The organism is Flavobacterium zhairuonense (genome assembly GCF_004352915.1).
GTDB lineage: Bacteria > Bacteroidota > Bacteroidia > Flavobacteriales > Flavobacteriaceae > Flavobacterium > Flavobacterium zhairuonense.
Window position 1 is genome coordinate 471,002 of the sequence record NZ_SJSY01000073.1, and the last position, 21,350, is coordinate 492,351.

The 21,350-nt window shown below is 34.4% G+C and carries 21 protein-coding genes; 4 read left to right on the forward strand and 17 right to left on the reverse strand.

The annotated features are described in order from the left end of the window. Positions 1–57 precede the first annotated feature (57 nt). Positions 58–2,565 (forward strand): M14 family zinc carboxypeptidase, encoded by a 2,508-nt coding sequence (locus EYY60_RS14210; protein WP_132989971.1) that lies wholly within the window; start codon positions 58–60, stop codon positions 2,563–2,565. 215 nt (positions 2,566–2,780) lie between these two features. Here the strand turns inward: EYY60_RS14210 and EYY60_RS14215 are convergent, their stop codons facing one another. From EYY60_RS14215 to truA, 13 genes are all read right to left on the reverse strand, one after another. Beyond that, positions 2,781–3,197, reverse strand: coding sequence for a hypothetical protein (locus EYY60_RS14215; protein ID WP_132989972.1), 417 nt, complete (start codon positions 3,195–3,197; stop codon positions 2,781–2,783). 5 nt (positions 3,198–3,202) lie between these two features. Beyond that, entirely contained in the window at positions 3,203–3,610 is a 408-nt protein-coding gene (locus EYY60_RS14220) for a hypothetical protein (protein WP_132989973.1), read from the reverse strand. Between the two features lie 66 nt (positions 3,611–3,676). Next, positions 3,677–4,276 (reverse strand): hypothetical protein, encoded by a 600-nt coding sequence (locus tag EYY60_RS14225; RefSeq protein ID WP_132989974.1) that lies wholly within the window; start codon positions 4,274–4,276, stop codon positions 3,677–3,679. 31 nt (positions 4,277–4,307) lie between these two features. Further along, complete coding sequence (locus tag EYY60_RS14230) at positions 4,308–4,937, reverse strand: hypothetical protein (protein WP_132989975.1); 630 nt, start codon at positions 4,935–4,937, stop codon at positions 4,308–4,310. Between the two features lie 23 nt (positions 4,938–4,960). After that, the gene (locus EYY60_RS14235; RefSeq protein ID WP_132989976.1) at positions 4,961–5,392 is read right to left on the reverse strand and encodes a GNAT family N-acetyltransferase; all 432 of its coding nucleotides are present in this window, start codon (positions 5,390–5,392) and stop codon (positions 4,961–4,963) included. A 14-nt stretch (positions 5,393–5,406) separates the two neighbouring features. Then, complete coding sequence (locus EYY60_RS14240; protein ID WP_132989977.1) at positions 5,407–6,087, reverse strand: DUF4919 domain-containing protein; 681 nt, start codon at positions 6,085–6,087, stop codon at positions 5,407–5,409. A gap of 33 nt (positions 6,088–6,120) precedes the next feature. Next, on the reverse strand, positions 6,121–6,507 hold the full coding sequence (locus EYY60_RS14245) for a YdeI/OmpD-associated family protein (protein WP_132989978.1): 387 nt from the start codon (positions 6,505–6,507) through the stop codon (positions 6,121–6,123). Positions 6,508–6,619: 112 nt separating this feature from the next. Continuing rightward, on the reverse strand, positions 6,620–7,354 hold the full coding sequence (locus EYY60_RS14250; protein ID WP_208749477.1) for a DUF2625 domain-containing protein: 735 nt from the start codon (positions 7,352–7,354) through the stop codon (positions 6,620–6,622). A 26-nt stretch (positions 7,355–7,380) separates the two neighbouring features. Next, positions 7,381–7,770: a DUF1801 domain-containing protein gene (locus EYY60_RS14255; protein WP_132989980.1), complete on the reverse strand. Its 390-nt coding sequence runs from the start codon at positions 7,768–7,770 to the stop codon at positions 7,381–7,383. Between the two features lie 201 nt (positions 7,771–7,971). Continuing rightward, on the reverse strand, positions 7,972–9,360 hold the full coding sequence (gene lpdA, locus EYY60_RS14260; protein WP_132989981.1) for a dihydrolipoyl dehydrogenase: 1,389 nt from the start codon (positions 9,358–9,360) through the stop codon (positions 7,972–7,974). A 274-nt stretch (positions 9,361–9,634) separates the two neighbouring features. After that, complete coding sequence (locus EYY60_RS14265; RefSeq protein ID WP_132989982.1) at positions 9,635–10,219, reverse strand: NUMOD4 domain-containing protein; 585 nt, start codon at positions 10,217–10,219, stop codon at positions 9,635–9,637. A gap of 144 nt (positions 10,220–10,363) precedes the next feature. Continuing rightward, positions 10,364–12,118 (reverse strand): ABC transporter ATP-binding protein, encoded by a 1,755-nt coding sequence (locus EYY60_RS14270; protein WP_132989983.1) that lies wholly within the window; start codon positions 12,116–12,118, stop codon positions 10,364–10,366. 97 nt (positions 12,119–12,215) lie between these two features. Then, positions 12,216–12,950: a tRNA pseudouridine(38-40) synthase TruA gene (gene truA / locus EYY60_RS14275; protein ID WP_132989984.1), complete on the reverse strand. Its 735-nt coding sequence runs from the start codon at positions 12,948–12,950 to the stop codon at positions 12,216–12,218. A 471-nt stretch (positions 12,951–13,421) separates the two neighbouring features. Between truA and EYY60_RS14280 the strand changes: the two genes are divergently transcribed. Next, a complete protein-coding gene (locus tag EYY60_RS14280) occupies positions 13,422–15,329 on the forward strand; it encodes an SPFH domain-containing protein (protein WP_132989985.1) in 1,908 nt (635 codons plus the stop codon). 154 nt (positions 15,330–15,483) lie between these two features. Next, positions 15,484–15,978 (forward strand): metallophosphoesterase family protein, encoded by a 495-nt coding sequence (locus EYY60_RS14285; protein ID WP_132989986.1) that lies wholly within the window; start codon positions 15,484–15,486, stop codon positions 15,976–15,978. Positions 15,979–15,983: 5 nt separating this feature from the next. Here EYY60_RS14285 and EYY60_RS14290 read toward each other — a convergent pair whose 3' ends face one another. The 3 genes from EYY60_RS14290 to EYY60_RS14300 all read right to left on the reverse strand — a co-directional run bounded on the left by EYY60_RS14290 (position 15,984) and on the right by EYY60_RS14300 (position 18,159). Continuing rightward, on the reverse strand, positions 15,984–16,874 hold the full coding sequence (locus EYY60_RS14290) for a sensor histidine kinase (protein WP_235832333.1): 891 nt from the start codon (positions 16,872–16,874) through the stop codon (positions 15,984–15,986). A 61-nt stretch (positions 16,875–16,935) separates the two neighbouring features. Next, positions 16,936–17,598 carry a response regulator gene (locus EYY60_RS14295; RefSeq protein ID WP_132989988.1) on the reverse strand — a complete coding sequence of 221 codons (663 nt, stop codon included), beginning with the start codon at positions 17,596–17,598 and terminating at the stop codon, positions 16,936–16,938. A gap of 147 nt (positions 17,599–17,745) precedes the next feature. Beyond that, positions 17,746–18,159: a DUF4293 domain-containing protein gene (locus tag EYY60_RS14300; RefSeq protein ID WP_132989989.1), complete on the reverse strand. Its 414-nt coding sequence runs from the start codon at positions 18,157–18,159 to the stop codon at positions 17,746–17,748. Positions 18,160–18,340: 181 nt separating this feature from the next. Between EYY60_RS14300 and rho the strand changes: the two genes are divergently transcribed. Then, positions 18,341–20,176 (forward strand): transcription termination factor Rho, encoded by a 1,836-nt coding sequence (gene rho, locus EYY60_RS14305; protein ID WP_132989990.1) that lies wholly within the window; start codon positions 18,341–18,343, stop codon positions 20,174–20,176. 153 nt (positions 20,177–20,329) lie between these two features. On the opposite strand, the gene EYY60_RS14310 is transcribed toward rho, so the two are convergent. Further along, on the reverse strand, positions 20,330–21,346 hold the full coding sequence (locus EYY60_RS14310; protein WP_132989991.1) for a M28 family peptidase: 1,017 nt from the start codon (positions 21,344–21,346) through the stop codon (positions 20,330–20,332). Positions 21,347–21,350: the final 4 nt, after the last annotated feature.

Here is a 21,350-nt window from a genome sequence, read left to right on the forward strand (position 1 = left end):
TTTTAGATTATATAAAGTTAATTCTTATTTTTATCCAACTGCAAACCATTTCCAATTATGACAAAAAACTTTTATGCTGTAGTATTGTTTATAACAGCTTCAGTTTCTGCTTTGGCGCAATTAAAATCGCCTTCAGAGTTTATTCCAAACTATGGGAAACAAATAAGTTACTACCATCAAGTCGAGGATTATTTTAAATATCTGACTGAAAATTCGACTTTAATAAAAAAACAGCAATACGGATTAACAAACGAACAACGCGATCTGAATTTATATTTCATTTCGGATGCTGAAAACTTGAAAAATCTGGAGCAAATTCGTTTGAACAATTTGGCTTCAATTGGACTTTCAGATTCGAAATTGGCTGCGGCACAAGATAAAATTATCGTTTGGTTGAGTTTCAATGTTCACGGAAATGAGTTTGCCGGAACCGAAAGCGCTTTGACAGTTGCATACGAACTTTTGAATCCAACAAACGAAGAAACCAAGAAATGGCTCAAAAATACCATCGTAATTCTGGATCCATGTATCAATCCAGATGGATATTCACGTTATGGAAATTGGCTTAGAGAAATTTCAGGAAAGAAAAACCATCCAGGTTTGTACGATAGAGAACACATGGAAGAATGGCCGGGCGGAAGATACAATCACTACCTTTTTGATTTGAATCGCGATTGGGCGTGGCAAACACAAGTTGAATCGCAACAGCGCATAAAAGTATACAACCAATGGATGCCTCAAGTGCATACAGATGTACATGAAATGAGCTATAATTCGCCATACTTTTTCCCGCCAGCGGCAGAGCCTTTGCATGAATTTATAGAGCAATATCAAAAGGATTTTTATGACGTTTTAGGGAAAAATATTTCACAGAAATTCGACAAGCAAAACTGGATGTACAATACCAGAGAACGATTTGATTTGTTTTATCCAAGTTATGGCGATACTTATCCAACTTATAATGGAGCAGTTGGTTTGACATTGGAACAAGGCGGAATAGGAGCAGGACGCGAAGTGACGATGGAAAATGGCACAAACGTAACTATAAAAGATCGTTTGACGCATCATGCCACAGCAGTATTGACGGTTGTAGAAAGTGCAGCTTCGCAAAAAGAGGTGCTGTTGAAAGGTTTTAGAGATTTTCATGCAAATGCCCGCAAAAAAGCAAAAGGCGTTTACAATACTTACGTTCTAAAAAACAATGCAAAATTGGAGCAACTGACTGAAATGCTGAAAAAAAATGACATTGAATTCAGTTATGCCGATGCTTCTGCAAGTGCTTCAGGATTTCATTATCAAAACAAAAAAAGTGAAAGTTTCAAGATCGAGCCAAACGATTTAATCATAAAAGCAGATCAGCCGAGATCTGTTTTGGCGCAGGTATTATTTGAACCAAACCAAAAACTCAACGACAGTTTATCGTATGATATCACAGCTTGGGCATTGCCTCTAGCATACGGAGTTGAAGGTTATGCCGTAAAAAATGCGATCGCTGTTAAAACAAAATCTCAAATCGAAATTGCGAAAAAAGACATTCCGGCAAGTGTTTATGCTTTTTATGTGCCTTGGAATAGCAGAATTTCAGCTCAGGTGCTTTCGCTATTGCATCAAGCAAATGTAAAAGTACGATCAGCAATGAAAAAAGCAGTTTTTGGCACTTTGACAATCGAGCCGGGAGGATTAATCATTAGCCGAGCTGATAATCCAAAAATCGCCGATTTTGAAAAAACAGTTAGCGAAATCATTAAGATAAAATCGGATTACAGTTTTATTACAACCGGATTTTCAACCAATTCAAAAGATATTGGTGGAGAAAATTTTGTTCTTTTAAAAGCGCCAAAAATCTTAATGCTTTCAGGAAAAGGAATTGTTTCGACTGAATTTGGTGCCAATTGGCATTATCTGGATGAAGTTGTAAAATATCCAGTGAGTATTGTCGAAACTTCAAATTTCAACCGAGTGAAATTGTACAATTACAATACTTTGATACTTTCTGACGGCTCTTATGATTTCTCAGAGGATCAGAAAAAACAAATCGATGAGTGGATTAAAAATGGCGGAAAAGTAATTGCCATGAGCAGTGCAATTTCATTATTTCAAGATCGCGAAGGTTATGCTTTAAGTATGTTTGCGAGCAAAGAAGACAAGGAAAAATCAGAAAAAGAAGAAAAGGAAGTCGAGCTTAAAAAACGCTTTTTAGACTTTGAAGGATCTGAACGAAGAGAAATTTCAGGAACAATTCCGGGTGCGATTATCGAGAATAAATTGGATAAAACCTATCCAATGGCATTTGGTTTAGGAAATACGTATTACAGTTTAAAAACCAATGAAAGATCATTTTCGCTTTTAAAAAATGCCATTAATGTTGCTTATATTCCTAAAAACTTTTTGAGTTATGGTTTTGTTGGAAACGACATCAAGAAAAAACTGCCTGAAACCGTAACTTTTGCAGTTGATAAAAGAGGCGACGGAAGTGTAATTTACATGATGGATAATCCGCTTTTCAGAGGTTTTTGGGAAAACGGAATACTTTTATTCAGCAATTCATTGTTTTTAGTCAACTAATAAAAAATGCTCTTCAGGAATTATTCAGAAGAGCATTTTTTTATTTTGAAGCAGAAATTTTTGTTTTCATAAGAATGTTTTGTCCCGCTGTCCGCTATATTCCCGATTAACAAAAACTACGGCTAAAAAGCCTTGTTTTTCTAAATCGGGAGATGCCGCTTCCATCGGGGCTAGACGATATTTCTTTGTTTTCAAAAGAACTAAAAAACGAAATTTTATTGTTTTACAAAAAACAAATCAGAACCATCAACATACGATTTTCCTAAAATCATTTCTCCTTGAGGTGAAACAGAATAAGTCCATTTAGAACCATCTATGATGACTAATTGAATTTTTGATTCGCCGACAGTAGGGCCACCAGATAAATAATCGAGTTTGTATTCGTATTGATGCTGTTCTTTTTGCCCATTTATATTAATAGTTAAGTTAGACATTCCATCAAATGTGTAAACAATATTTTTATCTAAATAATCAGTGATAGTTTCTTTGTTTGGATCCTCGGCAGTTGCAAAAACATGATTTCGTGTTTTTACTAATTTCCAGCTTCCAATTACTGGATTAGCTTTGTCATCATCATTGGAACAGCTTGTAAAAGCCAAAAGAATAAAAATAATTGGTAGAATTTTTTTCATAATCTTTATTTTACTTTTTCATATTTTGAAATGAAACAGTCATTGCATTCTTCGCTTAAAGTCATTTTATTGCCAGTTACAATAAAAGATCGATTAGCATAATATACTTGAGTTAGGTCTTCTTTATCAATTACAATCATTTTTTTATTTCCACCATAAATTGATTTTTTTGTTGCGATATGATACTTTAGCTTTTGGGTTAGCTGGCCATCTGTATACGTGCTTACATGAGTGTCAGAGAATTCAAGTTCTTCTTTTCGATTCAAAGCAGCAGGAGTAACACCCTGAAAACCTCCAGTTGAAGAAACCCACAGCCAGCGTCCTTTTAACGCAGTTGGATTATCATAAATTTTATCATCACCACTGCATGAATTCAAAATGATGAAAGCAAAAAGCAAAAAATATTTTTTCATTGGTTCAAATTTATATTGGTTGATATAAAGATGATGTTTTTGTTAAAAGGTTGCGTTACAGTGTTTTTAATTCTTTTGTTTTAGTTCTTTCAATAGCAATTTTCTTCCTTCCAAAATCATTCTGAAACCATAAGAAATTGTAGCAAAAGCACAGCCTAAACTTACAATTACGTTTGCAAAATTTATTGTTGTTATTTTTCGTGTGATCAAGCAAATACCTAGAAAAGCAAACAAAGAAGTCCATGTTCCCATATAAAGATCAAAAGTTCTTTTGAATATTTTGCCTAGCGGAAAAAAATGCAGACCGACAATCAAAACAAAAAAGCAGATAAATAATTCATCATGATTGATATTCATCAAAATGTTTTTTGCTGCCAAAATTCCTAAACCTTCGAGACCAAAAATGATTAAAAACCATTTTTCATTTTTCTTTTCTTCCTCTGTTTTTTCGACTGTGCTTTCAGGCAGGCTTTTTTGCGCTTTTGAAAACTTCATATAAAAAAACAAAAAACTCATAATGATTATGCCTAGAAGAACGCCCACAAGACGGGAATCTTTATTCTCGAGATAATATTCTGCAATAAAAGCCCAAATCGAAGTATTTATGATCATAAAAAACAAACCTCCAATGGGTTTGTCGATATCTTTTTTAGTTAAGGTGCTCATTTTTTGGTTTTATTAATTTCTTTTAGAAGTTTTAACTTAAAACAACTGCTGGAGTTGGATCATTTTCTTTGATTCTTAATCTGCATTTTTTCTCAATATCATAAACATTGTCAATTCCGGTTAAGTAAATAATATCCGGAACAAATTTATCGGGTTGGTTTTTTCTGCTTTCCATTTTTCCAGTTCGCAATTCAAATTCGATTTCGCCAAAGTTATTTTTAGCTTTAATTTTTATGCTTCCTGTAAATTGTTCCCAATCCGTACTAATCGTTTTGCCATTTTGAAATTGTATCAGTCTAGTTTCTGTTCCAACAAAATAGCCACCATTTTGAAATATGCCATAAATTGAGCGTATTGTTACATATATTCCAGCCAGTACAAGCAGAATAATAATGCCACCCGGAAAGATCAATTCACCTAAATCATCTAAACTTGCGGTTACCGGCGATCCATTAGCCTCAAAATGAACTTCTTCATTTTGAAATAAAGGCCCAAAAAAAGCATTTACAAAAAGACTCATAAAAGCTAACATCAGTATTCCAATAAGTAATTCGCCTAATTTTTTTTTAAGTGGATGTTTTCGCTGTGCTTTTAATGCAAAATCTATTGTTTCATTTTCAATTTGTTTTTTCAGATCAATTGGTAATTCGGTTAAATTCATTTTTGGTAAATTGTAGTTTGGTTTTAATTTATGTTTTCGTTCAATTCAAATAGAATATAGGTTCCGTGTTCTGACATTCCTTTTTCTTTTTCAACAAATCCTTTTCGTTTATAAAAATCAACGGCTTTGCTGTTTTTTTCAAGGCATTTTAATGTCAGGGGAAATGTTGTTTTTCTGGTAGCCACTTTCAGCAATTCAGTTCCAATGTTTTTTCCTTGATGTTCTCGGGCAACGTATAAATGATGAATAAAATTATTAGGCATCCATATTGAAATAAATCCAACGGGAATGTTATCGATAAGTGCGGTTAAGATAAGTTCGCCTTGTGTCAATTTTTCAAAATCATCTAATTGAAATTCAGATGGATCGAGCCACGAAAAAGTGTTTTTTCGTTCCTCTAAAAATAATCTTTTCAAAGGGCCGTAGTCATTTTTTCTGATTTCAGTTATGGTCATTCAACTTGGAGATTTTACTTCAATGATTTAGCTTCATTTTCCAGCATTTTTTCAATATTGAAATATACGCCATCAACATTGTATTTTCCTTTTTCAAAACTAAGATAATCGCAGTTTCCAACTAATGATTGTCCTTTCGATTCGAGTTCAAAAAGATGCAGCATCACATATTCATGATCAACCAACAAAACATGAAATCCTGTTTCGCATTTTTTTCCATCTCCAGAAGAAAGAATGGCGTTCATGATGTTGTGAAATTTATACGAAGTTATTTTGGCAGATTCGTCATCTCCTTTCAAATGATAGATGTATGCCAGATAATTTAGTTGTTGAAGATCAAAAGGAAAATCAGCGAGCGTATGATTGGCTAGTTTAATGATTTCGTCATAATCTGCGGTTTCTAGCTTTTCTTTATTGTAATATTCGCGAAGCTTTTTTTCGTCGGGAGATCTCCAGAAAGCGTTATATTTTGGCTGAAAAACATATCCAAAGTATAAATGTCTGAATTCATCCTGCGTCATAAGCGTATCATTTTTGGTTAATCGATCCATCAAATTCGGATAATAAAATGCCGATTTTTTATCTGTAATATTTTTTTCGATTTGTTTGTAATCTGGAGCTTTGAAATCAAGTTCTTGCGCAAAAGCGCTGATTCCGAAACTAAAAAGCAAGAGTAGGAGAATTTGTTTTAGCATGGTTAGAAAGTTTTTTGGTTATATTAGAAATAGTTATTTTTCTTTGGTATCAATAATCCATTTTCCTTGTTCTTTTGCAATATCGATTAATTTTTGACCGTGTTCTGTCATTAAATTTTGTGCAATAAGTCTTTCTGCTCTTTCAATATTTGGCTTGCTCCATTTGCTCGTTTTCGGATTTCGATGCGAAAAAGTCAGGTAATAACTTTCGGCATCACGTTTTTTGCAAAGGCTATCGATCCAGCCAAAACATAACGCTTCTTCTGTAGCTTCTATTAAATTGATGCTTGGCGTTTTGCTTTTTTTGTGATACAAAATAAGCCAAACCGATTTTTCAATTTGGCAGTTTGCGTCAAGCCAATTGCGCCAATCTTGTCTGGTTGGCGCATAAACGGCTAATTTCCCATCTTTAGTTTCCATAATTTTTAATTTACTTTATAAAGATAAAATCACCTATTGACAACCGTATGTCAGTAGTAAAAATAAGATTAAAAAACTGAAAATTAAAGTGTTATTTGTTTAAAAGATTTATTTATAATCCCATTTGTTTTCTTAAATCAATATTTAAGCTGTATTGTTCTTCAATAGGAATTATTTTTCGGGATACTTTGTTGATGTCGCTTCCTTCTTGTGTCCATAAAAACGGATAAAAATTGAAAACCTGATCACCTTTTAATCCGGCAACTTCATCTTTCCATTTTTCCCATCTGCTTCCTTCGTAATAATTGTCTAAATCGTTGTTGAAGCAAAAATCCAAAAATTGAGGATAATTAATGCCTAGAGGCTCAAATTCTAAATTGTCAGGAGAGAAATAATATACTTTGCCAACATCAGTTCCAAGTGCGCCACCGTTTAAAATGTAAAAGCCACCCAAAGCATCATCAGCAATTAATAAGTAACCTGGAACTTCTCCAAATTCTTTAAAAGTTTTTCCTTTGTTCCAATCTGGAAGATTGCGATTGAGTTTTGCGCTTCCAGAACCTAGAATTCTGATCCAGCCATTGTCTACTAAAATACCGCCGGTTTTGTAAATAACAGCGCCCATTGTTGTTTTTGTGCTTATTTGGGTGTGATACAAAGCGTCATTTGCTTTTTGCGAATCAACAGGAAGGATTTCTATTTTGTTTTTTGCAGTTCCTGCAATTTCTTTGACTGATTTCCAGCCTGAATCATTTTTGTCGATGAGTTCGTTTAACGGTAGCATTTTTGTTTGTGAAAAACTTGTAGAGGTAATAATAATAAAGGCGATTAGGGGTAAAAATTTCATTTTGAGTTGTAGTTGTTTTTGGGTTGTTATTTGAGTCGAAGCAAGACTCCTTTTCGTTTGACAATGTTTTTATAATCCCACTGAATTTCTGTGCTTTTTCCGAGCCATCTTTTTAGGTCTTTTTTGTTTATTTGATCTGCATTTGTGTAACGTATTTCGGCAGCTTTAAACGAGCCTTCGTTTTTCAGTTTTTCTTCTTCAAAAGTTTGTCCGCTCCAGAAAAGTAATCTAACCGAATCTTTCAGCTTGCTGTAGCCCACAATCGGATTTCCTTCTAAAAACCAAACCGGATGGGCATGCCAGATTTTGTTTTCTGAATTTGGCAGGTTTTCATCAATTATCAACGCTAACTGGTCGCAAATTTCTTTGTCAGAGCTGCTTTGTGAATCATTATAATCTTGAATAGTTGTATTCATAATTAATTTAGATTTTAGTAAACACAATCTTTCTGAATGCCTTAACTGAAATTAGATATTAAAAATTAAAAATCATTTCTGTATGTGCTAAATTAAGCTTTTTAATACAAAAAAATCCGATCTGTTTTCACAAATCGGATTTTATAAATTGAAAATTATATATAACTCCGTAAAGATATTTGAATCTTTACATTGTATATTTTACAAGTGAATTACTTCGCCGTAAGCGTCAGCAACAGCTTCCATAACAGCCTCGCTCATAGTTGGGTGAGGGTGGATTGATTTTAAGATTTCGTGACCAGTTGTTTCTAATTTACGAGCTACAACTGCTTCAGCAATCATATCTGTAACACCAGCACCAATCATGTGGCATCCTAACCATTCTCCGTATTTAGCATCAAATATTACTTTTACGAATCCGTCAGCATTTCCAGCAGCTTTAGCTTTTCCAGAAGCTGAGAATGGGAATTTACCAATTTTTAATTCGTAACCTTTTTCTTTAGCTTGTTTTTCAGTTAAACCAACAGAAGCGATTTCTGGAGTTGCATAAGTACAACCAGGAACGTTTCCGTAATCGATTGGGTCTACGTGCAAACCGGCGATTTTTTCAACACAGTTGATTCCTTCAGCAGAAGCAACGTGCGCTAAAGCTTGACCTGGAGTAACGTCTCCAATTGCGTAGTATCCAGGAATATTAGTTGCGTTGTAAGCATTAACTAAGATTTTATCTCTGTCAACAGCGATTCCAACTTCTTCTAATCCAATGTTTTCGATGTTTGTTTTGATTCCAACTGCAGAAAGTACGATATCTGCTTCTAGAACTTCTTCACCTTTTGCAGTTTTAACGAAAGCCTTAACTCCAGCACCTGTTGTATCGATACGCTCAACAGAAGAGTTAGTCATTACTTTAATTCCAGATTTTTTCAAAGAACGCTCAAATTGTTTTGAGATATCCTCGTCTTCAACAGGAACTACATTTGGCATAAATTCTACGATAGTTACATCTGTTCCCATAGAGTTATAGAAATGAGCGAACTCAACTCCAATTGCTCCAGAACCAACAATAATCATAGATTTTGGCTGAGTTGGCAATGTCATTGCTTGACGGTAACCAATTACTTTTACACCATCTTGAGGCAAGTTTGGCAATTCGCGAGAACGAGCACCAGTTGCGATGATAATGTGATCAGCGCTATATTCAGTAACTTTATTGTCTTTGTCTGTAACGTCAAGTTTTTTTCCTGGTTTTAGTTTTCCAAAACCTTCAATAACGTCAATTTTGTTTTTTTTCATTAAGAATTGAACACCTTTGCTCATTCCTTCTGCAACACCACGGCTACGTTGAATAACAGCAGGGAAATCTTTATCGAATTCAGAAACTTTCAATCCGTAATCAGAAGCGTGTTTAAGGTAATCAAAAACCTGAGCTGATTTCAATAATGCTTTTGTTGGGATACAGCCCCAGTTCAAACATACACCACCTAGATTTTCTTTTTCAACTACAGCTGTTTTAAAGCCTAATTGTGAAGCTCTAATTGCTGTTACATAGCCACCAGGACCACTTCCTAAAACAATAACGTCGTATTTCATTTTTTTGGTTTTTAGTATTTATTACCGAAAAGGAGCATAATATTTCCGAAACTCATTTTTCGATTTTCTTTTTTGTTATTTGTGATTGCGAATTTAAGGATTTATTTTAAAAAATAGTAAGTTGTAAAAAGGTAAAATGTGAAAATGTGAAAAAGTAAGATCTAAATTGAAAGAGATTTAAAAAATAAAAGGTAAAATGTGAAATTTTGATTCAAATAATCTAACATTTCGCATTTTACCTTTCCTATTTTGCTTTTCACCTTTCGGTTGAAAATTAAACCTTTACGTGTCCCCAGTTTTCACCACTTGCAATTCTGCGGATCTGCATTTCGCTTACGCCGAATTGTTTAGCGATCATTTTCAAGCGTGTTTTTTGTTCAGGTCTAGCCAATATTTTCTTGATCAGCATCACTTTTGTAGTTGTCAGTTTTCTTCCGTCTGCTTTTAGATTGTGTTCGATCAGGTTCTTTTTGGCCTGAATTACACGTGGGCTTTTGCGGCTGTGCGCCATCATTTCTTGTTTTGTAGCCCAACGCAAATTGCTTACGTCATCATTGCTTCTGTTGTAATCTAAATGAAGAACATAAGTTTGATCTTCGGATTGCTTTGGAATAAAATATTGGGCAACTAATTTGTATAGAAAAAGATATTTGTTGACAATTTTGTCATCTTTTTTTACCTTGAATCGGAAGGTTGGATAACCGTCGCTTAGACCACCTTTGAGGATTCTGCCGTTTTCAATTTCGTCGGTAAAACTGATTAAACGACCTCGATTTGAAATGGCGTATTTAAGTTGTAATGAGGCATTTATTTCTATTTCTTTGAACTGTTCTTCTGGATAAAATCTATTTTGTGGCATTTTCTTTTACATTTGATTTCTATAATCTCAAAGGTAAATAATAAACCAAAATCGAAGTGTTAAAGCCTTAGTGCTCAGGTGCAGTTTTATGATTTCTATAACGCTGATTTAACGTTTAGAAATGTTTTTTTAGCATTTTGAACCTTAATTTGCTACCGAAAATTGCGAATCATACAAGTTTTTGTAATATCCGTCGGTTTTGTTGAGCAATTCTTGATGCGTTCCTTCTTCAACAATAAGACCTTTGTCCATGACTACAATTTTATCGGCATTTACAATTGTTGCCAATCGGTGCGCAATGATAATTGAGGTTCTGCCCTTGGTAATCGTTTCAGTTGCACGCTGAATCAATTCTTCAGAATAAGTATCAATAGATGAGGTTGCTTCATCCAAAATCAAAATACTTGGATTGCTTACATATGAACGCAAAAATGCGATTAATTGACGTTGTCCAGAAGACAGCATTACGCCGCGTTCTTTTACATCAAAATCATAATTATCTGGCAAGCTCATAATGAAATCGTGTACGCCAATTTTTTTCGCTGCTTCGAGTACTTTTTCGCGCGTTATTTCTGGATTGTGTAAAGTGATGTTGTTGTAAATTGTATCGGCAAACAAAAAGACATCTTGCAAAACCACAGCAATTTGTTTTCTTAAAGAAGCTAAGGTATAGTTTTCAATATTATGTCCGTCGATATAAATTGTTCCACTATTAATTTCATAGAAACGATTCAATAAATTAATAATAGTCGATTTTCCTGCTCCAGTTGAACCAACAATTGCAATTGTTTGTCCCGAATCAACAGATAAATCAATTCCTTTGATAACTTCTTCTTCGGGAATGTAACTAAAACGAACCTCTTTGAATTCGATGCTTCCACTAAAAACTGGAGCTTCGATTGTGCCTGTATCCTGAATATGATCTTGAGTGTCAATAATATCAAAAACACGATTGGCGGCAATCATTCCTAATTGCATTTCGTTGAATTTATCAGCAATCTGACGCAACGGATTAAAGAGCATTCCAATAAACATGGTATATGAGAATAAATCTCCAAAAGTGGTGAAATGATCGCCATTTAAAATTTTAAACCCGCCAAAAACAACAACTAATCCTAGAGTTATCGAAGAAATAATATCGGCAATTGGGAAAAATATTGAGTTGTATAAAATGGTTTTGATCCAAGCAACTCTATGTTTGTCGTTGATTTCTCTAAATTTTTCAGCCTCGATTTTTTCTCGGTTAAAAAGTTGTACAATCTTCATTCCTGTTACACGTTCTTGAACAAAAGAATTCATATTGGCAATCTGAGTACGAACTTCTTCAAAAGCAACCTGCATTTTACGCTGAAAAATTCGGGTAACATATACCAGAATTGGCATTGCTACGACCACAATCCAAGTCAGTTTCCAGTTCATATAAAACATAAAAAGCAAAACGACCAGCATTTTCATCAAATCACTGATAATCATAAAAAGACCTTGGCTGAAAATACGAGCAATCGATTCAATATCTGAAACAGATCTGGTAACTAATTGTCCAACCGGAACTAAATCAAAATATTTCATTCTGAAACTTAAAATATGCTTGAAAAGTTTGGTACGAATGTCTTTTACGATATCCTGACCAAGCCAGTTGGCCCAATACACAAAGTAGAATTGAGAAAAAACTTCCATCAAAAGTACAAGCCCCATCAGGATTATATACATCAATAAACCATACTTGTCGTGTGTTTTGATATAACCATCAACCGTTTGTTTTAGCAAATAGGGACGAAGCGCCGCAAAGATTGACAGCGAAATAGCAAAAACAATCACGCCATAATAGCGCCATTTATAAGGTTTAGTATATTTTAAAATTCTTTTGAATAAGCCGGTATCAAATGCTTTTGCTTTCATTTATTTTTTTAATGCTTTAAGCTTTAAGCTTTAGGCTATAAGCTGTTAGCAATAAGCAGTAGGAATAAGCTTAAAGCTTATTGCCTAATGCCTAAAGCTATATATAATCGTAATCTATTTTGGTCAAATATAAACCATGAGCCGGAACCGAAAATCCTGCTTTTTCTCTGCTCTTGCTGGCAATGATATTTTCAAAATCAGTCAGCGTAATTTTATGAAGACCAATGTTGATTAATGTGCCCACAATTGCCCGAACCATATTTCGTAAAAATCGGTTGGCCGAAATTGTAAAAATCAGTTTATTATTTTCATTTTTCCAATATGCCTCAAAAACCGTGCAATCAAAAGTGTTTACATCTGTATTGACTTTTGAAAAGCATTGAAAATCGGTATGCTTTAATAAAATTTCCGCAGCTTCATTCATCAAAGCTACATCTAATTTTTGACTTACATACCAGCTGAGTTCCTGCAAAAACGGATTTTTAACAGTATTGATATGATATTCATATGTACGTTTTGTTGCGTCAAATCTACAATGTGCGTGATCATGAACCAATATAATATCAAAAATTGCAATATCTTTTGGCAAAAATGAATTTAGTTTATGGACCAACACAGGAACATCTAACGGATTTTCAACATCAAAATGGCCGTACATTTCTGTAGCATGAACTCCAGTGTCCGTACGCCCGGCACCCATAACATTTATAGGTGTGTTTAATAAAACCGAAAGCGATTTGTTTAAAGTTTCCTGAACAGAAGGTGCGTTTGGCTGAAATTGCCAGCCATTATAAGGTGTTCCGTTGTATGCAAATCGAATAAAATATCTCACTGTAGAGGTTCAAAGGTTCAGAGTGGCAAAGGTACGAAAAAAAGTTGCTAAGGTTCTAAGATGCTAAGATGCTAAGTTTTTCTTTTTTTTTGGGGCAAAGTTGCAAAGGCACAAAGTTGCAAAGGTTTTTCATGTTGTTTAATTGTAGAGGTGCACTTCAACGCTTCTACTATCAGATTGGGAAAATTTCAAATCGTTCTAAAAAATGCATTGAATTAAAAATCCGAAAACAAAACCTAAAGGCCTTAGATTCTCAGAACCTTAGAACCTATGTTAAAATCCTTTAAAACCCAAAATGCGAATCATAGTTTGTTCAGCTAAAAATCGTGTCAAAAATTGACAATTCCAACGATGTAATTAATGATGAATTTTAACATTTTTAGGCAGAATTTTCTAAATGTTAATTTTTAAAATTTTTCATTTTAACAGATCATATTTCTCCTATGTTTGTATGACTAAATATCAAAAACTATGAATGAAATTACTTCTTATTGGTGGATAATTTTAATTTTATTTGCCTTTCTTTTTTACAAATTTATTTTACGTGTTTTCTTCGGAATGGTAATTGTTCCAGAAGATAAAATTGGTCTTGTGACTAAAAAATTCGTTTTGTTTGGTGCCGACAAATCTTTGCCAGATGGACGTATTATCGCTACAAAAGGGGAGGCTGGTTATCAAGCACAAACGCTTGCTCCAGGTTTATATTGGGGAATGTGGATCTGGCAGTATTCAATAGATATGACTGGATTTACTATTATTCCAGAAGGAAAAATCGGATTGGTTTTAAGTAAAGATGGGAAAGAGATTCCAACCGGAAGAATCTTGGCCAGAAGGGTAGAAAGCGACAATTTTCAAGATGCTACGGCTTTCTTAAACAATGGCGGACAAAAGGGGCGTCAAACTGCTTTTATCACAACAGGATCGTATCGTATTAATACATTTTTATTTGAGATTGTAATTGCTGAGCAAATCAAGATTTTCGAAAATATGATTGGTATTGTTACGGCTCTTGATGGAGAACCAATTCCGCAAGGGCAAATTGCGGGTAAATTTGTAAATGATCACAACAACTTCCAAGATTTTGACAAGTTTTTGGAACAAGGCGGAAATCGTGGTTTGCAACCTCAGGTGATGCTAGCAGGTTCTTATTATATCAATACCTGGGGAGTTCAAATTGAGCAAAATCCAATGACGGATGTGCCGATTGGTTACGTAGGTGTTGTGATTTCATATATTGGCGAAGATGGCCAAGATGTTACCGGAGATACTTTCAAGCACGGAAATATTGTTTCAAAAGGACAAAGAGGGGTTTGGATGGAACCTTTCGGGCCAGGAAAATATGCGTTGAATAAATACACGACTAAGTTAGAAGCGGTTCCAACAACAAACTTGGTTTTAAACTGGGCGAATGCAAGAAGCGAATCGCATGATTTAGATAAAAATCTTTCTACGATTACGGTTCGTTCAAAAGACGGTTTCCCATTTAATTTAGACGTGGCACAAATCATTCACGTTCCGGCAGCTGAAGCGCCAAAAGTAATTGCGCGTTTTGGAAGCATGAACAACTTGGTTTCTCAGGTTTTGGAACCTACAATTGGTAACTATTTCAGAAACTCAGCTCAAGACAGTGATGTAATTTCGTTCTTGACAACCAGAAAAGAGCGTCAGGAATCGGCTAAAAATCATATTAAGTTAGTTCTTGATGAATACAACGTAAATGCGGTTGATACTTTGATTGGAGACATTGTGCCTCCTGATTCTTTGATGAAAACTTTGACAGACAGAAAGTTGGCCGAAGAAGAGCAAAAAACATATCAAACACAAAGAATGGCGCAAGAGCAACGCCAAGGTATGGAAAAAGAAACTGCAATTGCAGATATGCAGAAAGAAATTGTTCGTGCTTCGCAAAGTGTTGAAATTGCACAAAGAACAGCTGATGCGACAGTGAAAAAAGCAGAAGGAGATGCTACAAGTTTAAAGCTGAATGTAAATGCAGAAGCAGAAGCTACAAAAATGCGTGCGAGTGCAGAAGCAGAGGCTACGAAAGCGAGGGCAGGAGCACAGGCAGAAGCGACAAGATTAAATGCTAGCGCCGAAGCTGAAAAAATCTCAAAAACAGGTTTGGCCGAAGCTGAGAAAATTATGGCGATTGGTAAATCAACTGCAGAAGCTTACCAGCTTCAAGTTAGTGCGATGGGTGGAGACAACTTTACTCGTTATAAAGTAACTGAAGAAATTGGTAAAGGAAATATCAAAGTAATTCCAGATGTACTGATCTCAGGAAATGGTGGTTCTGATGGTTCTATCAGTGGTTTGTTAGGCATGAAGCTTATGGAAATGATGGACACAAAAGATTCTAAAAATCCTAAAAAGCAATAATTGTTTGTTTGCTTGAATATTATAAATCCGATTTGCGAAAGCAAATCGGATTTTTTATTGGTAGCTTAGCAACTTAGTGTCTTAGTGCCTTAGCACCTTAGCATCTTTTAAGAAACCTTAGTATCTTAGCAACTTAGAATCTTAGCCTCTTAAAATGAAAAAAATCCTTCTCCTTTCAGATACTCATAGTCATATTGATGATACTATTTTAAAATATGTAGCACAAGCCGATGAAGTTTGGCACGCTGGGGATATTGGAGATTTGAACGTAACTGATACGATTAAAAAGCTGAAGCCTTTAAGGGCTGTTTATGGAAATATAGACGATGCAAAAGCACGACTAGAATTTCCGTTAAACAACAGATTTATGTGTGAGAATGTGTCGGTTTGGATTACACATATTGGTGGTTATCCCGGGAAATACAATCCGAATGTTAGGGAAGAAATGACTTTAAATCCGCCAAAATTGTTTATTTGTGGGCATTCGCACATTTTAAAAGTCATGTTTGATAAAAAGAATAATTTGTTGCACATGAATCCAGGTGCGGCAGGAAAAAGCGGTTTTCATCAAATGCGAACCATGCTTCGGTTTGTGATTGATTATGATAAAATAAAAGATTTGGAGATTATTGAAATTGGCAAAAAATAATGTTTCTAATGTAGCAACGGAATTTTTATTTTAATTGTAGTGCCTTGATTTGCTTTTGAAATAACTTCAAAATTTCCTTTGAATTTTTTGACTCGAGCTCTTATTCGGTTTAATCCAAAACCTTCAGTTCCATTTGTTTTTTTTGTATTAAAACCTATTCCGTCGTCTTTTATTTTGATGGTGAAATTGTTTTGATTTTCATTTAAAAATATTTCGGCTTTGGTTGCATTGCTGTGTTTTATGATATTGCTGAAAAGTTCTGAAACTATAAAATAAATTTTCATTTCGAATTTCTCTGTATATCTTTTGCTAGTTGAAATTTTGCTCGAAAAGACAAAATCAATCGTAGTGTTCGAGTTTCTTTCGCATAAATCTTCCAGTGCGTAAAGTAAGCCAAATCGGACCAAAAGACTCGGGACAAGATCATGTGAAATATCACGCAAGAGATCATGTGCTTCGGTTAAAATTGCTTTTGTTTTCTTGATTTCTTCAGATTCAATTTTGTTTTGTGCAGTAAAGGTATTCAAGTGTAATCCGGCCGAGGATAATAAGGAATTTACATTATCGTGAAGGAATGAGGCAATTTTTTTGCGCTCAATTTCTTGGCTGTCAATTCCTGAATTAATTACATTCAGCAAGATTTTTTGCTTGATATCTTTTCGTCTTATTTTTTGCTTCAATTTATTGTTTTGGTAGAAAAAATAAAACAGAAAAAATAAAATAATAATTAGAACAATAGTCAAGCTTACTACTTTTTTGTTTTTTAATTGTTCTATTTCTTGCAATTTGGCGTTATCTGCGTTTGAATGCTGTAATTGTGGAATACTTTCTTTTGGAAATTTGTTTTGTCGGCCATAAAGAAGATTTCCATTAATAGCATTAATAATTAAAAGCAAGATTATGATTTTTAAAAGACGCATGATGAAAGTGGCTAAAACTGATTTTTCATTTAAAGAATCACGGATTAATCAAATTGTGTTTTAAAGCATATTTAACTAGGCCAATCGTGTTTTTTATCTGTAACTTTTTCATAATATTTTTGCGATGTGTTTCAACGGTATTTATGCTTATAAAAAGTCTTTCGCTTATTTCTTTCCCACTGTATTCAAGGGATATTAGAGTGACTATTTCGATTTCTCGCGCACTTAATATCGGATTTTCGACATAAAGGTTTTTGTTTAGCTTCGGATTATTTTGAGTAAAGCTGTTGAAGATTTTTTCTCGCACAGCATCGCTAAAATATTCCTGCCCTTGGTAAACCGCATGAATTGCCTCAATGATGTTTTCGCCGGCACATTTTTTTGTCAAATATCCTTTTGCATTAAGTTTCATGACTTCTTTAATGATTTTTAAATCGTCATAACTAGAAAGGATTATGATTTTGCATTGGTTTTTTTGTTCATGAAATTCCTGGAGAACTTTAATGCCGTCTTTTTCAGGCATGCTGATATCAAGAATTAAAATTTCGGCATTATTTTGAATGACATCATTGTAAACGGTGCTTCCATCTAACGAACTACCGACAACTTCGAAATTTTCAACGGTATTAAGTAAATTGGTTAAGCCATCAATAAGTACTTGATGATCATCGGCAAGATGAATCCTTATTTTGGGTCTCATGATTATTTGAATTTGAAAACACAAAATTACCCCGAAAATGAGCTAAAGGATGTGCTCTTTAAGCTTGATTTGTAATAATATAGGGCATAAAAAAAAACCCGAATAAAATTCGGGTTCTTCTTCGCACAAAAAATTAAGTTTATAGGTTTATCTCAAACGATCTACAGATTTTACAAGATCTTCGTCCTTTTTGATGGCCTTATTAGCTAAAACTAATAACACGATAGCAACAATTGGAAGAAACATCCCAATACCTTTCTCAGGAGCAGCAGTAGCCGTTCCTCCAGATAAATTTAGTGATCGATATACAAATAATCCTAATAAAATTAAATTTAATATGATGTTCAGTCTGTTCATCACAAACTGATTTTGTCTCTTTTTAAATGATATAATACTGATAATCGTAAGCATTGTGCTTAATCCTAACAATATCGTGTAAACCTGATCTTGCATAAAGAAGAAAGGTTTGCCGTTTGATGACCAAAGCGGTATAAAAAACATTAAAACCCCTGTAATTACAAAGGTAAGAATTAAATATACGGTTTGAATTCGTTGTAACATAACTTGAAATTGTTTTACAAAAATATATTTTCTTTTTCTAAAATACTATTGTATGATTAAAATTTATTCGTATTATTGCATCAAAATACCGTAAGCACTTCATACTGCGGTCAATTGAAATAATTTGTCTACCTACTTTTTACAGTATTTCCTTTAAAATAATTAAATTCATAGAACATTCATGTTTGATATTTCTGCATTAAAAGAAATGAAGCTTTCTGAGCTTCAAGAAATAGCTAAGTTGGCTAAAACTATAAAGTTTAATGGTGTTAAAAAAGAAACATTAATCACTCAGATTTTAGCGCATCAAGAAGCGACTACAGCGCCGCCAGCAACTCCTGTGGCTGAAAAGGACACTGCAGATGAAAAACCAAAAAGAGCAAGGATAACTCCTGCTAAAAAAGCAGCAGCTCCTAAAAATGCTCCAGTTTTAGAATTTGATAAAGTGGAGGAAACTACAGAGAAAAAAGAAACTCCTGTAGCGGTGAAACCCAAAAATCAGCCTGCTCCGAAAAATCAACCAGCTGACAAAGCTCAGGAAAGTACTGAAGAAAAACCTGTTGCAGAGAAAAAGGAACCTAAAATTGTAAAATTTAATAAATCTGCATACGAGAAGAAGGTAGCATTGCAAAAGGAAAAAGAAGCAGTTAAAACCGCTGAAAAAGAGGTGATTGCCGAAGAAAGTGCTGAAGTTCCTGTTGCAGCAGAAAAAACAGAAACTGCGCCTCAAGCCAAAAAGATAAATCCGAATCAAAATAAAAATCAAAACCAAAACCCTAACCAAAATCCGAATCAGAATCCAAACCAAAATGGGAATGGCAACGGAAATGGGAATAACGGAAATCAAAATCCAAATCATAAAAATAAAAAGAATAATAACTTCAGAGATTCTGACTTTGAGTTTGACGGAATTATTGAAAGCGAAGGCGTTCTTGAAATGATGCCAGACGGTTACGGATTTTTACGTTCATCAGATTATAATTATTTAGCTTCTCCAGATGATATTTATTTATCAACTTCACAAATCAGATTATTTGGTTTGAAAACTGGAGATACAGTAAAAGGAGTGGTTCGTCCTCCTAAAGAAGGCGAAAAGTTTTTCCCTTTAGTTCGTGTACTTAAAATCAATGGTCACGATCCGCAAGTTGTGCGTGATAGAGTTTCTTTTGAACATTTGACGCCTGTTTTCCCTTCTGAAAAATTCAAATTAGCCGAGAAAGGCAGTTCGATATCAACCCGTATTATTGATTTGTTTTCTCCAATAGGAAAAGGACAACGTGGAATGATCGTTGCACAGCCTAAAACGGGTAAAACAATGCTTCTTAAAGATATTGCAAATGCAATTGCTGCAAACCATCCTGAGGTTTATTTGATTGTTCTTTTGATTGATGAGCGACCTGAAGAGGTTACTGATATGCAAAGAAGTGTTCGTGGAGAAGTTATCGCTTCTACTTTCGATAGAGAGCCTCAAGAACACGTGAAAATTGCGAATATCGTTCTTGAAAAATCAAAACGTTTAGTAGAATGTGGACATGATGTTGTGATTCTTTTGGATTCAATTACACGTTTGGCAAGAGCTTACAACACAGTGCAGCCAGCTTCTGGAAAAGTATTAAGTGGAGGTGTTGATGCGAATGCATTGCAGAAACCAAAACGTTTCTTTGGAGCAGCTAGAAATGTTGAAAATGGTGGTTCATTAAGTATCATCGCAACTGCGTTGACAGAAACTGGTTCTAAAATGGATGAGGTTATCTTTGAAGAATTTAAAGGAACTGGTAATATGGAATTACAATTAGATCGTAAGATAGCTAATAAACGTATTTTCCCTGCAATCGATCTTACATCATCAAGCACACGTCGTGACGATTTGTTGTTAGATGAAAAAACATTGCAAAGAATGTGGATCATGCGCAAATATCTATCAGATATGAACCCAGTGGAATCTATGGATTTTGTGAACGACCGCTTCAAGAAAACAAGAAACAACGAAGAGTTTTTGATTTCTATGAATGACTAGGCAAGGGGCAAAGGTTCAAAGGCTCAAAGTAACAAAGTTTTTTTGTCTTTGAGTTTTTTAATAAACAAAAAGGGATGAGTTAAACTCATCCCTTTTTGTTTATTAAATATAAGTTTAAAACCTTTGTTACTTTGAGCCTTTGTCCCTTTGCAACTATTTTTTATCAACTACCGGTCTATTTTCTCTATTAGCTAAATCCCAAGCAACTACAAAAGCCAATTGAGCTCTTTTTGCTAAAGCATCATATTCAATTTTTTCTGGGGTATCGTCTTTTCCGTGGTAATCGGCGTGAACTCCATTGAAGAAGAAAACAGATGGAATGCCGTGTTTTGCAAAGTTGTAGTGGTCAGAACGCTCATAAAAATGATTAGGATCTTTAGGATCGTTGAATTTGAAATCCAAGTTCATTTTTACGTATTTGTCGTTTTGAGCAACAACAGTATTGTGCAATTCGCTTGATAATCTGTCCGCACCAATTACATATACATAATTGTTTGTATTTGTATGCTCAACATCGCGACGACCAATCATATCAATGTTGATGTCTGTGATTGTATTAGCAATTGGGAACAATGGGTTTTCAGAATAAAAACGAGATCCGTGCAAACCGTGCTCTTCACCTGTTACGTGAAGGAATAAAATAGAACGTTTTGGTCCGTGTCCTTCTTTTTTAGCTTTAGCAAATGCCTTAGCAATTTCCATAACAGCAACAGTTCCTGAACCATCGTCGTCGGCTCCGTTGTATACTTCTCCGTCTTTAATTCCTACGTGGTCATAATGAGCAGAAATAACTAAAACTTCGTCTGGTTTTTCTGATCCCTCAATATACGCCCAAATGTTTTCTGAATCTGGCAAATTTTCATTACGTCTTGCATTTAAAAATGATGCCGGAATATGCTGATAGTAATCAGTTGCTCCTTTTGGGAACGAAATTTTATTTTTTTTGTATTGCTCAATCATGTAAAGCCCCGCTTTCTTTTGTCCTTTTGAACCAGTTTCGCGACCTTCCATTTCATCAGAAGCAACAACATAAAGCATTTTTTTTAAGTCTTTTGCCGTGATCGAATTCATGTATTTTGTTGGGTCTGAGTTGTCTTTTGAAGCAACAGACTGTGCATTTTTACATGAAAACGCCGAAGCAATTAATAACAGAATTACAATTTTTTTCATTTTG